Raw genomic sequence first — 13552 nt, forward strand, 5'->3', positions numbered from 1 at the left:
CTCATGATCATGAGCGACGGTTTTTATTTCGTTTAGCTTTAGCGCTAGGCAAAACGGTGAATCAGCTCTCACAGGAACTTAGTCTTTCTGAATTTAATGAGTGGCTGGCGTATTACTCACTGGAACCGTTTGGCGTGGAAAAAGACGACCATCGCACCGCTTTAATGGTGAGCGCGGTTGTGAATGGACCCTTGCAGCGCAAAGATAAAACACTATTTACCCCTAATGATTTTATGCCGAACTATAGCGCTGGTGATGAGAAAAAAACACAAAGCGCGACAGACATGGCCGCTATTTTATCCGCAATTGCAAAAAGGCAGTAAGCGATGGCAACAATCGGTTCTCTCGTTGTTAATTTAAGTGCAAATTCCGCTCAACTCGTTAAATCTTTAACCAAAGCAGAACTTGCCAGCAAGAACTTTTCTAAAAAAGTGCAGCGTAATCTGAAAAATACAACGCTGGCCTTTGCCGCCGTTTCCACCGCAGCAACGGGGGCTGTAGCGGTGATGATTAGTAAGTCCAGTGACTCGATTGATTTACTCGCCAAAACCTCGGACAAGCTCGGGGTCACCACTGAAGCACTGGCGAGCTTACGCCATGCCGCAGAGCTGACCGGCGTTTCACAAAATAAACTCGATATGGGCTTACAACGGATGACGCGGCGCTTATCTGAAGCGGCGGCAGGCACGGGTGAAGCACGCAAAGCCTTGGTTGAATTAGGACTAGATGCTGAGCACTTAAATCAACTCTCCCCAGATGCCGCCTTTAAAGAAGTCGCGCGAGCGATGGAAAATGTCGAAGGCCAGTCGGATAAAGTGCGTTTAGCGTTTAAGCTGTTTGATTCGGAAGGGGTGAGCCTCGTTAATACTTTAGCTTTAGGGGCTGAAGGGTTAGACCAAGCCGCCAGTGAAGCGGCACGGCTCGGCATTGCGATTAATCGCATTGATGCGGCAAAAGTTGAGGCCGCGAATGATGCAGCATATAAAATGCGTCAATTGTTTGTTGGAGTCAGTCACCAGCTCGCGATTACCTTTGCGCCGATTATTGAGGATTTAACCACACGTTTTACTAACGCCGGCACCGCAGCAAGTAGTTTTAGCAGTAATGTACTCAGTGGGTTTCGTATTGTAGCTAAGTCCTTTGCTATCGTTGGTGATGGTGTGCATTACATCAACGTCGGCCTTGATATTATTAGCGCAGGCTTTGCGGTGATGAAAAATATGGCCATTCAATCCCTAACTGCAATTGCTCAGGGGTTAAGTTGGCTCTATCAAAAAATGGGCGAGGGGATTAATTTCGCTCTCTCTCAATATCAAAAAATAGCAGAAGCCGGAGCCATATTACCTATCGTTGGTAATAAATTTGAGCGCCTTGGTCAATCCATAGCGCGCATGAAAGCCAGTGTCTCCGAACGTTTTACCCTCGATACCTCCGGATTAAACATCGCAGAAGAAAGCGCGAATAATGTCAATCAAAAGCTCGCACAACTTTATCAAACTCTATTTTCAAAACGACCCACTGAAAGCGTTGATGCTTATTTTGATGAGATTGAGCAAAAAGCCGCGGCCTTAGATGAAAAAATAAGAGCATCACAGCCAGAAAAATCCGCGCTGATGGGTGCCTCACTACGCGCTCAGGACAATCAAAAGCAACTTGATAGCTTAAAAGAGCGCTTACTTTCTGAAGAAGAAGCCATTAAGCATTCGTATGACAAGCAAAAACGCATTATTTTAGACGCCACCCGTGAAGGTTCAGAAGAGCGGATAAAATTATTAGAAAAAATTGAAGTTCAAAAAAATACTAAATTAAAGGATCTAGCTCAAAAGCAAGCAAAAGAATTGAATGGCGTCGGCCACCAAGCGAAAGAGTTCGCCGGCAATATGGAAGGCAGTTTTAGTAATGCCTTTGCCGGGGTGGTCAAAGGCACGGCCACTGTTTCAGATGCTTTTAGCTCAATGCTCAATGACATGGCCGCCGAAGCCTTATCAATGGCCTCCCGTGGCATTTTTAAAAGTATTTTAGGTGGCGTTATCGGTTCGGTGGGTGGCAGCAGTTTTGCCTCATGGTTTAGTGGTGGCGCTACTGCGGCAGGGGCGAAAGCCTCCGGGGGAAGCGTTGCCGCAGGACAATTGTATCGTGTCAATGAACACGGCGCCGAACTCTTTAGTAGCGGTGGTAAAGACTACTTAATGACCGGTAAAAAAGCCGGATTTGTCACACCCAATCATCAACTCGGGCAAACGGTGATATCAAATCAAGTGCAAAATAACATTACCATTGCCCCGACAATCAATGCCAGCGGCGCCGATGGCGAGCAAGTCAGCCAGGAGGTCGTAACAACGATTAAACATATTGTTAATGATCAAATCTTTAAATTAAAAAAACAAAAGTTATTGAATGCTTAATTTTCCCAGTCTTTTACCAACAAAAATCGCTATGGATAAGCTTAAGCCACGCCTGCGTATAACGCCGCTCGGCGATGGTTATGTGCAGCGCGAAGCCGATGGTCTAAATACACTGCGCCATTATTTTACTGTGAGTTTTGTAGGACTTAGTGAGATAGAAAAAGACAGTATCATTAGTTTTATTGCAGATAGAGCCGGATTAGAACCGTTTTTATGGTATCACCCCGGAGAAAAACGCTACTTTCAAATCATTTGTTCTGAGTGGCAAGCGAACTTACAACACAATTATTGGACGGTGGTTTTACGTTTTGAGGAGGATTTTAACCCAGTATGAGCTTAGTCGAGTCTGCCAAGATTTATCTATTTACCCTTGATTTAACGCCTTTACAGTCTTCAATAAAATATCACTTTTGTAACAGTCCGGATGGTAATCAAGCCGTACGCTTTGGCGGGGTGGAGTATCAGCCGATTCCGTTAAAAACGGATGGTTTTGAACGTACAACGATTCACCAGCCGACGCCCTCGATTGTGCTCGGCAATGTAAAACCTATTTTGTTACCCCTTTTAAAAGCCCATGATAATTTGCGCGGTGCGTTAATTCGTCGGGTGATGACCTACGTTAGGCATTTAGACGGCCACAGCGACCCGGATGCCAGTGCCACCTTGCCCGAACAAGTCTATGTGATTGAACGCAAATCCCAGCATAACAATTTAACCATTACCTTTGAGTTGGGCAGTAAATTACCGAGTGATTTAAAACTACCTAGGCGCACCCAGCTCGCCTCATGCTCCAAAATATATCGCCAATGGGATGAAGAACAACAAGCCTGGATCGCCGGCAGCTGCCCTTATGCCGCAGCTCAGTATTACAACGAATTTGGACAACAAACGACTGATAAAACAAAGGATCAATGTGGTAAAAAACTTTCAGACTGCATGGCGCGCTTCGGCAATGGACACGCTTTACCCTTTGAAGGCTTCGAGGGCATTAAACCATTTTAAAGCCTACGCGCTCGAGCAATATCCCAGGGAAGCCGTCGGGCTGATTTTACCGGCAGATCACTTTATGCCTTGCCCTAATTTATCCACCACACCCGAAGAGAATTTTTGCATAGACCCCGCTCAACTCATTGATACCCCAAGCGGTACGATACTGATGCATTCCCACCCCGACGGCAGTGTTGAGCCGTCATTAGCGGATATGGTCAGTCAACGTGACACCGGATTATTGTGGGGGATTGTTGCACTCAACCAGCATGCAGTGACCGATGCCATTGTTTTTGGTGAGCAGTTATTCACACAACAATTACTCGAGCGTCCCTTTTTGCATGGTGTTTTTGATTGCTATTCGTTGATCCGTGATTTTTATGCCGTTGAAAAAAAGATTTTTTTGCCTGATTTTCCGCGGCAACGTTCATGGTGGGAAATCGAAAAATATAATTTATATGAGCGTTATTTTACCGAGGCCGGTTTTATTGAAGTGGATAAAGCCACCTCACTTTGCCGCGGTGATGTGTTATTGATGCGCGTTGGTCGCACCACCTGCATTAATCATGGGGCGATTTATTTGGGTGAAGATTGTCGACTGAAAGAAGACCACAATACTGTCAGCTTGCCCGGGATGATTTTACATCATGTTTGTGACAACTTAAGCCGGCGAGAAATGTTGAGTGAATGGCAAAAACGCATTGCAAAGGTGGTTCGTTATGAAAACTAAAATTTATTTGCATGGACGTTTGGGCCGCATTTGCGGCTCTTTTTTTGAGCTAAACATTCATCACGCCCGTGAAGCACTCTATGCCTTATCAACACAGTTACCCGAATTTAAAAAAATTATTCAATCCGGTGAGTGGGCAATTTTTAGAAAACGCCAATCTCTCACTATTGAGCAACTAGAGTTAAATTGTGCCGGTGGTGAGTTGCATATCGTGCCCAAGCCGAAGGGTGCGAAGAATTCAGGATTTGCCCAGATTTTAATCGGTGCGGCTTTAATTACTGCCGGTTACTTTTCAGTTGGGACGGCATTGGCGCCAATTGCCGGAGGGCTCAGTGCCGCAGGTACAGGTCTTGTAATCAGTGGGGCGTTGACGATGCTCTCCCCTCAGCCGAGTTATGATAATGATTACAGTACCACCGACCCGAATGCATCGACTTTATTTAGTGGTGTCGATAATGTTGCCACGCCCGGGGCGCCGGTGCCTTTAATTTATGGCGAGCACTTGGTGGGGAGTTCTGTAGTGTCGAGTCAGTATAAGACCTTATAACGATGGCTATAGGCGACTTGCCGCTAAACGATACGCTTCTAAGCGGTTTCTGGAACCAATCGCCAAGACTTGAACAACCACTTTATCCTCTTTCACTGTATAAATTAAACGATAACCGAGCGCTCTTAATTTAATTTTATAGCAGCCTTTTAAATCACCACCACACACTGCTGATGGGATATGTGGGTTAATTAAGCGTTTTTTCAAAACTTTTTGAAACTGTTGCTGAGTTGTTGGATTTAGTTTTTTCCACTCTTTATACGCTTCTTTGTGAAATTGTAATTTATAAGTCATCGACATCGACATCAATAAAGTCACAATCAGGAGAATTCAAACGTTTTTTGACTATGCCTTCAAGTTGGCGGTCTTCATACGAGTCGAGCATGGCTTCAAAAAGTTCAGGTGGCACCATGTACGCCGCAGGAGCATTATGATTCAAAATAACCACCGGCTCGCCGTTGGCTTCATTAATAACGCTGGTTGGGCTTTTTCTAAGTTCTGTAATGGTTACCGACTGTTGTGCGTAGAGCTGTTTCATACGAGTTAACCTATTGTATTAAATATAGTACAAATTAATACTATAAATAATAGACTATTTTATGTACTTTTTTCAAGGAAAATCTAATATTCAATGACGAATCCTATTCACGGCGCCGGTGGCGGTGGCGGTAAAGGCGGCGGTAGTGTTCACACCCCGACCGAAGCCCCTAATACGCTCTCAACCAATGCTGTTGTTACGTTAGTGGATTTACTCGGTGAAGGCGAGATTGAAGGTTTAGCTCATGGCGCCCAGTCGGTTTATTTTGATGATACGCCGCTACAAAATGCTGATGGTTCGTATAACTTTGAAGGGGTGACTCTTAAAAGCAATAACGGTACACCGTCGCAAGATTATTTACCCGGGTTTGCCGAGTCGGCCAGTGAAGAAGCCTTTAATGTCAAAGTTACTCATGAGCAGCCGGTGATTCGCACGGTTGGCCGTCAAGAAACCAATGAACTGCGTGTAAAAATCGGCTTAGATGCGCTGACTGAATATGCAACTAACGGTGATATTAACGGCTCTAGCGTACATATTCGCATGTATTTAAATAACGTGCTGGTGGTGAACCATGAAATTACCGGTAAAACGACGAGTAAACTTGAACAGACTTTTATTATTAAAATCTCCCCTGGCTATTATATTGCAGACATTGAAACCTCTGATGTTGTTCTTGATAACCTTGATGAGTATTTTAGCTGGAAGCGGGCCGGTGCACATGCAATCACGAATAATTATTACAAAGCAACAAGCTTTACTTATCCCTACACCTTAAAAGTTGAACGTGTCACTGAAGATGCCGATTCGAGTCGGGTGCAAAATACCGTTTATTTAACCAGCATCACCGATGTGATTGATACAAAACTTAACTACCCCAACAGTGCGGTTGTTGGCCTCGAATTTAGTGCCGCGCAATTTGGTAATCAGTTGCCCAAGCGCAGTTATTTAATTCGTGGGTTAAAAATTCAAGTGCCAAGTAATTATGACCCCAGTACGCGAATTTATAGCGGAATTTGGGATGGTAGCTTTAAAACAGAATATTCAAATAATCCGGCCTGGGTATTTTATGATTTACTGACGAGTGAGCGTTATGGTGCCGGTCATTATCTTGTAGATGCTGATGTAGACAAGTGGGAGTTGTATAGCATCGCCCAATATTGTGATGAGTTGGTGCCGGATGGCCGTGGCGGCAAGCAACCGCGGTTTTGCTGTAATTTAGCGATAAATAATCAAAACCAAGCGCTCAACATGATTACCCAGCTCACCTCGATTTTTCGGGGGATGGCTTATGATGCGGCGGGGACGATTCAATTTAGTCAAGACCGCCCACGCGAGCCGTCGATGTTGATTACACAAACCGATGTAGTGAACGGCCAATTTGATTATCAAACCAGCAGCATTAAAGAATTGCATTCGGTCTGTGTGGTCGCCTTTAGAAATCCGGATCTAAACTATGCGATTGATCAAGAAGTGGTGGAGGATGCCAGCCGCTTAGCGCGCTTAGGTGAGCGCCGCCTGGAAATTACTGCGGTCGGTTGCACCTCCCGATCTCAAGCGATGCGCCAAGGGCTTTGGGCACTGCAATCGGAGGCACAGAGTGACATGATAAGCTACAAAGCCACGCAAGACCACATTCATTCCCTGCCGAGTGATATAATTAAAATCTTTGATCCGAATATGGATCAAGAACAAGGGGCGGCCGGTGTCATTACCGCGGTTAATAATAATGTGGTGACCTTAGATCGTGAGGTGAGTTTATCCAGTCAAAACACCTTAATGATTTTTTCAGCGGAGCAAGGGATTGAAGAATATACAGTGATTGGTGCACCCGGGTCTAGAAGGCTGGAGGTAGACCGTACCATCATCGCTGATGTAGGCGCACGCTGGGTATTGTATCACTTTACTGCACCGAAGCAATGGCGTATTACAGCCATTACCGAAGAAGACGACGGTACGTATACCGTGAATGCGATTACCCATGACCCGGATAAATATCAAAAGATCGACGAAGAGCGAGCGCTTGGCGTCAGCAAAGAAAATACCGTCATTCCAAGCTTAAAAGCACCGAGTAATTACCGCGTTGAACAAAGCGTAAGTTATCACAGCGGAACTGCTGAGAGTTTATTAATTGTTGCCTTTGATGGCGATCCAAATGCGGCGTATTACGAGTATCAATTGCGCAGCAATGAGGGTAATTATTCAGACGTTAAAACCACGCATTTAAATCATATTGAGTTAAGTAGCACAGGTGCAACCTATACGTTTCGAGTACGTGCGATGGGCTGGTTTGGGCAACGTAGTCATTATTCAACATACCGCTGTAGCGCATCGCTGGAGCAGCAGATTCCTGAGAATGTCAGCCGTTTTGTCTCCTCGTATAGCGATAAAATCGCCGTTTTAGAGTGGGCGAAAAATCCAGAGCTGTATGTTAAGCACTATGAAATCAGGCACGGCACCGCTTGGGAAAATTCGATTTTAATTGCAGAACTTAATAGCACGACATTGCATTTAACCCATGCCAGACCTGGCTTTTATTTAATTAAGGCGGTCAGTCAGTGGGGGATTAAATCAGCTGAAGCGAGTGTGTTAGAGCTGACTGATTTAACGCCCTTAAATATTATTCAAGAATATGATTATGCCGCCAATGATTGGCCAGGCGAGTTTTATCATACCGCCGTTAATAATAATAACTATATTCGCTTATTTTCATACTATTCTTGGGGCGGCATGACTCAACCCTGGGAGGATTATAGTGACAGTTGGGAAAACACCAAAAGCGGGACCTTAGCCACCGATATTAGTGAAGGATACTACCTGAGTGCTGTTTATGATCTAGATAAAATCATGCGCTGCCGTGTCTATGCGGATATGCAAATCAGTCAAAGCAATGATGATTTGTCATGGGATAACATGCAACAGGCGTGGGAGCATTACACACTAGAACATAATTGGTCGTGGCTCGGCTCACCGGAATCCTGTGGCTTTGAAGTTCAATTTTCAACATCGAATGACAATCAAAACTGGTCGGAGTTTATGCCGCTCAGCGCATCATTTTCACACTTTCGTTATGCTCGGTTTAAAGTCATTTTAAAGCGCTTCGATGCGCAATATACCCCGGAGTTGCAAGAATTAACATGCACTTTTGATGTGCCAGAAACTATTTATAACGTTGATAATTTTCCAGTCAGTGCAGCCGGTTCTACGTATATTTTTCCAGAACCGATGCAGCAAAAAGTGATTGTGATTGCAACGATTCAAAGCGGCGCGGCGGGGGATCAGGTGCAGGTCAATAAAAGTTTAACTCAGGCGACGGTCAATATTTTTGATAAAGACGGCACAGCAAAAACAGGCGAAGTCGATTTATACATAGGAGGGCATTAATGCAGGAGTTTAAAATTAATGAAGTGGTTGCTAGCTCAAGTCCCGCGGTCAGTCGTGAAAAAATCGTCAATTCTATCTTAGCGAATCAAAGCAATTTTGCCGGCGATACTCCACCGAGTAACCCGGTGGCCTGTATGTTTTGGGCGGATACGCAAAATGCAGTGTTCTGGCAGCGCAGTCTTGATAATACCGAGTGGATCAATAAAGGGCCGATTGATAGCCAGTTAGCAACGGATGAGGATGCACAATCTTATGCCGGTGGGCCGAACTTATACTTAAACAGCACCTTTCGTGACTGGGATGATGAGCGAACGCTGCCGCGCTATTTTTATACCTATTACAACTCTTCCGCCTTAAGTGCTGAGTTTGAACGCATTGCCCCGAGCCCTTCTGCCGCTGAAGACAGCGATGAATATATAGCGTATGACCTACTTAAACTCGTTGGTAGTGATATTAATCGCATCGGTTACGATTGCCGCGTGCTGAAAGTCACTTTACAAGCCGGTAGCGGCAGCTTTAGCTTAAATCAACGTGCGTTTGTTGCAGCACACTCCTATGTCACCAGTGGCTGCTTAATTCATGTCAAAACCACCGGCACCGCGGATGTGCGTTTTAAAGATGACCCGTGGCCACTGACTGAAAAAGCCTTACCCAGTGAGGATTTTAATAAAAATATTAATTTTTATAATCATTCAAAAACCAGCGGACCGGGCGGTGATTTAGGCTTTAATATTTTTGTCGCTAACCCGACTGAAACCACTGTGTTGTATATTGCCCTGCCCTGGCTCTGTATCGGCTATGGTCATTATTGGCGGGATAATACAATCAACATCATCAATCACACCAAGCGCAAAATCCTCTCTGAGAACTCGGGCTATTCAATGAGCTTAAACGGTGTGTGGAGTCAGTGGAACACGATTACCCAAGCTTACACCGATGAAAATGTCTTTACCGTAAACTTCCCTGTATCTTTCCCCATTGCTTGCACCAATGTGGTCATTACCGCCCTGGACCCGGATCAACTCAGCGGTAATGACATGCTACCTAAACTGTGCTCGCGTTCACAATCGAGCTTTCAGATGATGTTTAGCCCAGGTTTACAAGCGGCTGGGTTTTCATATTTTGCCACCGGTTATTAAAAGGGGAAATAATGAGCACAGACTATTATTATGCACATTACAATCATACGAATGGCGCGATTATCGGCTTATACACCAGCGCAGCGCCGCCGGTATCTCAATACCCGGTCCCCGGTAATCCGACTGAAATCAACATTGATACCTCAGAGCTGCCCACACCCTGGATCACTATTACAGAAAGCCAGTGGCTCAATATTATTAATTCCCCGGGCAAATACATCATTAACAATGATCAAGTTGCATTAACACTCACCGGCGAAGCCCTCACTCAAAGCCTCATTGCGAGCAATATCAAAGAAATTAAAGCCCGGCGCAATCGAGAAATGAATCAGCCGATTACGTATAAAACTATGCAGTTTGATACGAATGAGAAATCGCAGTTTAATATTGAGCGTTCGATTAGAAAATGGGCCAGTTTAACGGTATTAATCAATGATAAATTAGGTTGGATTTTATCAGATAATTCGGTGTATTACGTCAGTTTAACCGAGTTGCAAGAACTTGAGGATTTAATCACCCATCGCGTTGAGCTACTTTATGCCTACTCTGGTATTTTAGAACAGCAAGTGACCGCAACACAGACAATCATTGATGTGAATGCACAAAATTGGGACGTGCTCGCCCGTCAAGATGAAATCTTAGCCATTTTGCAAGGAGCCGCCTGATGCTTAGCTCCGGTGATGTCGTCGCTTATCGTGGCAATAGTGTGATCTCAAGCATTGTACGCTGGTGGACAGAGTCGCCCTACTCGCATATCGGTGTGATTTGGAAAATCAATGATCAATTATTTTTTGTCGAAGCGCTGATTTTTAAAGGCGTGCGCATTATCCCCATCGATAAGCTTCCCGCTGATTATGAGGTGATTAAAACCCTGGTTACGCTACTCGGTGAGGCTGAGGCATTTATTTTTCAGCACTTAGCCGATGATTACAGCTTAATTGATGCAATACGGGCCGGCTTAGGTCTTAAGCAAAAAGATCCCACGGGTTGGCAATGCGCTGAGTTTGCCGCGCAGATTTTAAAGCGCTGCGGCTTACGCTTGCCCGAACGTGAGAACCTTACCCCGATTGAACTAATAACACTCATCAAACAAGGTGCATGATGTATAGCGTGATCAAAAGTTTTTGGGCCTATGGCGTCGGTGGTGTCTTGGTCATTGTCATTATTTTTGTTTGGCGTTATGAAATGAGGCAAAGTGCCCAGTATGAGCTCAAGCATGAAATCGCTCAAACGAATTGGAAACACAACACTGAAACCTTCCATTTAGAACAGCAGCGCCTTAAACAGATTCAACAACGCTATTTTACTGATGCCAAGCCGAACTCGTTGATCACGCACAGTCACATCAATGCAAGTCCGCCCTACAGTCTGCTCAATCACTGCAAAACAACCAAAATCCAAGGACAAACCAATAAAGCCGCACTGACCTGGGGCGTGGAAAATTACCAATCATTAGAACAATGCAATATGCAAATTAGTCACTTGCGAGAGTTTTATCATTTAGAACAAACTAACCCCTAATCGTTTTATAATTGCAACCATGATCTGATACCTTTATTCTTACTGATCTATAACCCTTATTCCTGTCTACTTTTTTACTGTGTCGTATGCACCACGAGCGATAATTACATTATAAACACTTTTATATTGTTAAATTTTTTGATATAGACAAAAAAATAGCTTTATTGAGGTTCATTGTAGTTTTCCACAACAACAGTATCTTTTTGCCTAATAAATAGCACTTAAGGTCAAACTTAACAATTTTCAAAGCATCACGTTAAAATATTTTTTAAATTTCAATATTTCAATTAAAGCTCGATCTCTAAAGCCATTTGAATATCAGCGGTTCGACTGCTAGTGTTAGCTCGTGCATGATTAAAGAATAAATGAATATTTTCCTGCTTTGTCCATTCAGCGTCTTCTCCTATTTTAAAAGTTTGATGACTTCTAGCATAATTATAAATTTCTTTTAATAAAGGTAAATTTCCATTTAATTCACATCCATATTGTCGTACTAATTGAAATGCTTTTGTAGTTCTTGACTTTTCTGGGTCAAGATATTGAGATAAACGTTCATTTATACTTTCAATAGTTAAATCGTTCTCACCACTATGCTTATGCCCTGTCAAACGCCTTAACCATCCAGTTACTTGATATTCCGCTTTATCTAGCGCCTTATAAATTTTCTTAAATGCTTCTAATTCATAATCTTGAAGCTCATCATGAAATGGAATATCGTCTTTTGGCAGACCTTGTGCACATAAAATCTCATGTGCTTGATGCCTATCCTGCTCACCTTCACATACAGGCTCTGAAGAACGGTTTGCAAATGCTTCTTTTACAGCAATACGTGCCTCAAACCTCTCTGCCTTCCTCCTAACCGCTTTTCGTTTTTCCTTCTCAAGCCTAGCTCTTACTATTCCTCTCCGACGTCTGTTAATCTCAGCTTGTCTAGCTCGATCAGCCTCAGCTTGTACACCTGAAGCCTCTTCAAATTCAGCCCTTTGTGCGGCTCTATGAGATTCTATTCTCACTGAAATTCCATCTACCACTAACCCCAAAAGGCAAGCTGCTTCTCTTCTACGAACATTATCTTGATATCCACATGATTCATCATATCTCAGTGCAGGGTTTTGATTGATCATCACTCTCAAACTTTCTGCTAACTGACTTTGTTCTGTTAACCCAATATCGCTTAAATCGATATTTTGCAACTTACTGCCTACAGGGTCACTTTTTAAAGTTATACCTGCTGTAAATTCACCATCTTCAAATAAAACATCAAAAAAATCTTCAGCAATCCGAAATTTTTCTTCCATAAGAGAGGCACTAAACATTGCATAAGTTTCTTGTAATAGTTCTGCAGGGTCTTTTGACTGCAAAAAATTTTTAAGTACTTCTGGAGTTATCATAGATTTATAACCTTTAATAGAATCTTTTAATTCCTATTAAAGGAAAAATTCCGTTTTTTTGTAATAGATCAATAATGAGTATTATTTAAGTTTATGAGGAGAAAAATGTAAATTTAAAAAATAAAAAGGAATAATAACCTTCTCCATCAGTAATCTATACCTATATTAAGGACATAAATTATCTTAGTTGAATTACAGTTCTAGCTGATTATATTTTGCCGCTTTACATTTTTTCTCCATATACATGCTGGATCACAAGTGACTTTTATTATGAGAAAGAATAAATTAACCCCTAATCGTCTTATAGCTGTAATCATAGCCTGTCGCGCCATCTTCTTGCTCTCCCACCCATTGATCAAACACCTCTTCAACCGCATCTTTAGCTTTTAAGATATTTGAATGCATTACTTCAAATTCAACACAAAGTGTCTTTTCTGGGTAGATTAAATCAAATGTATACAGGTATCCTGTCGTTTTACCTGATTTTTTCCTGTGTGTTGTTTTTTTTAGTCCCATTAATTCACTAAATCACTCTAATATTACAAAGTTCACTATCTTTGCAGAACAAAGATAAAAATTAAACCTAATTCAATAAATATGTTTTAAGCGCCCTCCGTCATCTGAAGTGCAACACTCAGTAGAGAGTTCATATTCATACAGATAAACTCTCTAGTTCGCCTTTTGACTTAGAGGGTAGAGATGGTTTATCGGCACTTAAATGAAAAAGATCGTTTTTATATCGAACAACGGTTATCAGAGGGAGACTCGCTCAGATCAATTGCTAGAGCACTTGGCTTTTCTCCTAGCACGATTAGCCGTGAGATTAAACGGCACACCCCAATCGATTTTAAAGGTCTTTATTGTCACCGGCTTACTTCTCGCTGTGCACAAGAAAAACGAGCTAACGCTAAGC

General features: G+C 43.0%; 16 protein-coding genes. 12 read left to right on the forward strand and 4 right to left on the reverse strand.

Going from position 1 to position 13552, the window contains the following annotated elements; translation table 11 throughout:
* The 6 genes from C200_RS00705 to C200_RS00730 form a co-directional block, all read left to right on the forward strand.
* On the forward strand, positions 1 to 323 hold a 323-nt coding region (locus C200_RS00705), incomplete at its 5' end, for a phage tail assembly protein T (protein ID WP_248782666.1).
* Between the two features lie 3 nt (positions 324 to 326).
* Entirely contained in the window at positions 327 to 2405 is a 2079-nt protein-coding gene (locus C200_RS00710) for a hypothetical protein (protein ID WP_033923629.1), read from the forward strand.
* Positions 2398 to 2739 carry a phage tail protein gene (locus tag C200_RS00715; RefSeq protein ID WP_016210657.1) on the forward strand — a complete coding sequence of 114 codons (342 nt, stop codon included), beginning with the start codon at positions 2398 to 2400 and terminating at the stop codon, positions 2737 to 2739. The genes C200_RS00710 and C200_RS00715 overlap by 8 nt, the downstream gene beginning before the upstream one ends.
* Entirely contained in the window at positions 2736 to 3407 is a 672-nt protein-coding gene (locus C200_RS00720; protein ID WP_016210666.1) for a phage minor tail protein L, read from the forward strand. The genes C200_RS00715 and C200_RS00720 overlap by 4 nt, the downstream gene beginning before the upstream one ends.
* Entirely contained in the window at positions 3319 to 4122 is an 804-nt protein-coding gene (locus C200_RS00725; protein ID WP_236611051.1) for an NlpC/P60 family protein, read from the forward strand. Before C200_RS00720 ends, C200_RS00725 begins: the two co-directional genes overlap by 89 nt.
* Positions 4112 to 4669, forward strand: coding sequence for a tail assembly protein (locus C200_RS00730; protein WP_016210665.1), 558 nt, complete (start codon positions 4112 to 4114; stop codon positions 4667 to 4669). The genes C200_RS00725 and C200_RS00730 overlap by 11 nt, the downstream gene beginning before the upstream one ends.
* 6 nt (positions 4670 to 4675) lie before the next feature.
* On the opposite strand, the gene C200_RS00735 is transcribed toward C200_RS00730, so the two are convergent.
* Together C200_RS00735 and C200_RS00740 are read right to left on the reverse strand one after the other, a co-directional pair.
* Complete coding sequence (locus C200_RS00735) at positions 4676 to 4963, reverse strand: type II toxin-antitoxin system RelE family toxin (RefSeq protein WP_016210662.1); 288 nt, start codon at positions 4961 to 4963, stop codon at positions 4676 to 4678.
* Entirely contained in the window at positions 4953 to 5207 is a 255-nt protein-coding gene (locus C200_RS00740) for a type II toxin-antitoxin system Phd/YefM family antitoxin (RefSeq protein WP_016210670.1), read from the reverse strand. Before C200_RS00740 ends, C200_RS00735 begins: the two co-directional genes overlap by 11 nt.
* Positions 5208 to 5300: 93 nt before the next feature.
* Between C200_RS00740 and C200_RS14365 the strand changes: the two genes are divergently transcribed.
* From C200_RS14365 to lysC, 5 genes are read left to right on the forward strand one after another with little or no spacing between them, the layout of a single operon-like run.
* Positions 5301 to 8588 (forward strand): host specificity protein J, encoded by a 3288-nt coding sequence (locus tag C200_RS14365; RefSeq protein WP_016210653.1) that lies wholly within the window; start codon positions 5301 to 5303, stop codon positions 8586 to 8588.
* Entirely contained in the window at positions 8588 to 9727 is a 1140-nt protein-coding gene (locus C200_RS00750) for a gp53-like domain-containing protein (RefSeq protein WP_033923630.1), read from the forward strand. The genes C200_RS14365 and C200_RS00750 overlap by 1 nt, the downstream gene beginning before the upstream one ends.
* Positions 9728 to 9738: 11 nt before the next feature.
* Positions 9739 to 10392 carry a DUF4376 domain-containing protein gene (locus tag C200_RS00755; protein WP_027242941.1) on the forward strand — a complete coding sequence of 218 codons (654 nt, stop codon included), beginning with the start codon at positions 9739 to 9741 and terminating at the stop codon, positions 10390 to 10392.
* Positions 10392 to 10829 (forward strand): C40 family peptidase, encoded by a 438-nt coding sequence (locus C200_RS00760; RefSeq protein WP_032126909.1) that lies wholly within the window; start codon positions 10392 to 10394, stop codon positions 10827 to 10829. The genes C200_RS00755 and C200_RS00760 overlap by 1 nt, the downstream gene beginning before the upstream one ends.
* Positions 10829 to 11248: an Rz1-like lysis system protein LysC gene (lysC, locus tag C200_RS14120; protein WP_407059566.1), complete on the forward strand. Its 420-nt coding sequence runs from the start codon at positions 10829 to 10831 to the stop codon at positions 11246 to 11248. Before C200_RS00760 ends, lysC begins: the two co-directional genes overlap by 1 nt.
* A gap of 287 nt (positions 11249 to 11535) precedes the next feature.
* Here lysC and C200_RS00770 read toward each other — a convergent pair whose 3' ends face one another.
* Both C200_RS00770 and C200_RS00775 read right to left on the reverse strand, forming a co-directional pair.
* Positions 11536 to 12639, reverse strand: a complete 1104-nt coding sequence (locus C200_RS00770; RefSeq protein ID WP_016211978.1) for a hypothetical protein — start codon at positions 12637 to 12639, stop codon at positions 11536 to 11538.
* A 285-nt stretch (positions 12640 to 12924) separates the two neighbouring features.
* Positions 12925 to 13155 (reverse strand): hypothetical protein, encoded by a 231-nt coding sequence (locus C200_RS00775; protein ID WP_016211980.1) that lies wholly within the window; start codon positions 13153 to 13155, stop codon positions 12925 to 12927.
* Positions 13156 to 13338: 183 nt separating this feature from the next.
* On the opposite strand from C200_RS00775, the gene C200_RS00780 reads away from it, so the two are divergent.
* Positions 13339 to 13552 (forward strand): helix-turn-helix domain-containing protein (locus tag C200_RS00780; RefSeq protein WP_033923631.1); only part of this gene is annotated, 214 nt, incomplete at its 3' end.

The organism is Piscirickettsia salmonis LF-89 = ATCC VR-1361, from assembly GCF_000297215.2.
Taxonomy (GTDB): Bacteria; Pseudomonadota; Gammaproteobacteria; order Piscirickettsiales; family Piscirickettsiaceae; genus Piscirickettsia; species Piscirickettsia salmonis.

Coding starts and splice junctions, on each gene's coding strand:
- C200_RS00710 (WP_033923629.1), top strand. CDS start 327: ATGGCAACAATCGGTTCTCTCGTTGTTAATTTAAGTGCAAATTCCGCT.
- C200_RS00715 (WP_016210657.1), top strand. CDS start 2,398: ATGCTTAATTTTCCCAGTCTTTTACCAACAAAAATCGCTATGGATAAG.
- C200_RS00720 (WP_016210666.1), top strand. CDS start 2,736: ATGAGCTTAGTCGAGTCTGCCAAGATTTATCTATTTACCCTTGATTTA.
- C200_RS00730 (WP_016210665.1), top strand. CDS start 4,112: ATGAAAACTAAAATTTATTTGCATGGACGTTTGGGCCGCATTTGCGGC.
- C200_RS00735 (WP_016210662.1), bottom strand. CDS start 4,963: ATGACTTATAAATTACAATTTCACAAAGAAGCGTATAAAGAGTGGAAA.
- C200_RS00740 (WP_016210670.1), bottom strand. CDS start 5,207: ATGAAACAGCTCTACGCACAACAGTCGGTAACCATTACAGAACTTAGA.
- C200_RS14365 (WP_016210653.1), top strand. CDS start 5,301: ATGACGAATCCTATTCACGGCGCCGGTGGCGGTGGCGGTAAAGGCGGC.
- C200_RS00750 (WP_033923630.1), top strand. CDS start 8,588: ATGCAGGAGTTTAAAATTAATGAAGTGGTTGCTAGCTCAAGTCCCGCG.
- C200_RS00755 (WP_027242941.1), top strand. CDS start 9,739: ATGAGCACAGACTATTATTATGCACATTACAATCATACGAATGGCGCG.
- C200_RS00760 (WP_032126909.1), top strand. CDS start 10,392: ATGCTTAGCTCCGGTGATGTCGTCGCTTATCGTGGCAATAGTGTGATC.
- lysC (WP_407059566.1), top strand. CDS start 10,829: ATGTATAGCGTGATCAAAAGTTTTTGGGCCTATGGCGTCGGTGGTGTC.
- C200_RS00770 (WP_016211978.1), bottom strand. CDS start 12,639: ATGATAACTCCAGAAGTACTTAAAAATTTTTTGCAGTCAAAAGACCCT.
- C200_RS00775 (WP_016211980.1), bottom strand. CDS start 13,155: ATGGGACTAAAAAAAACAACACACAGGAAAAAATCAGGTAAAACGACA.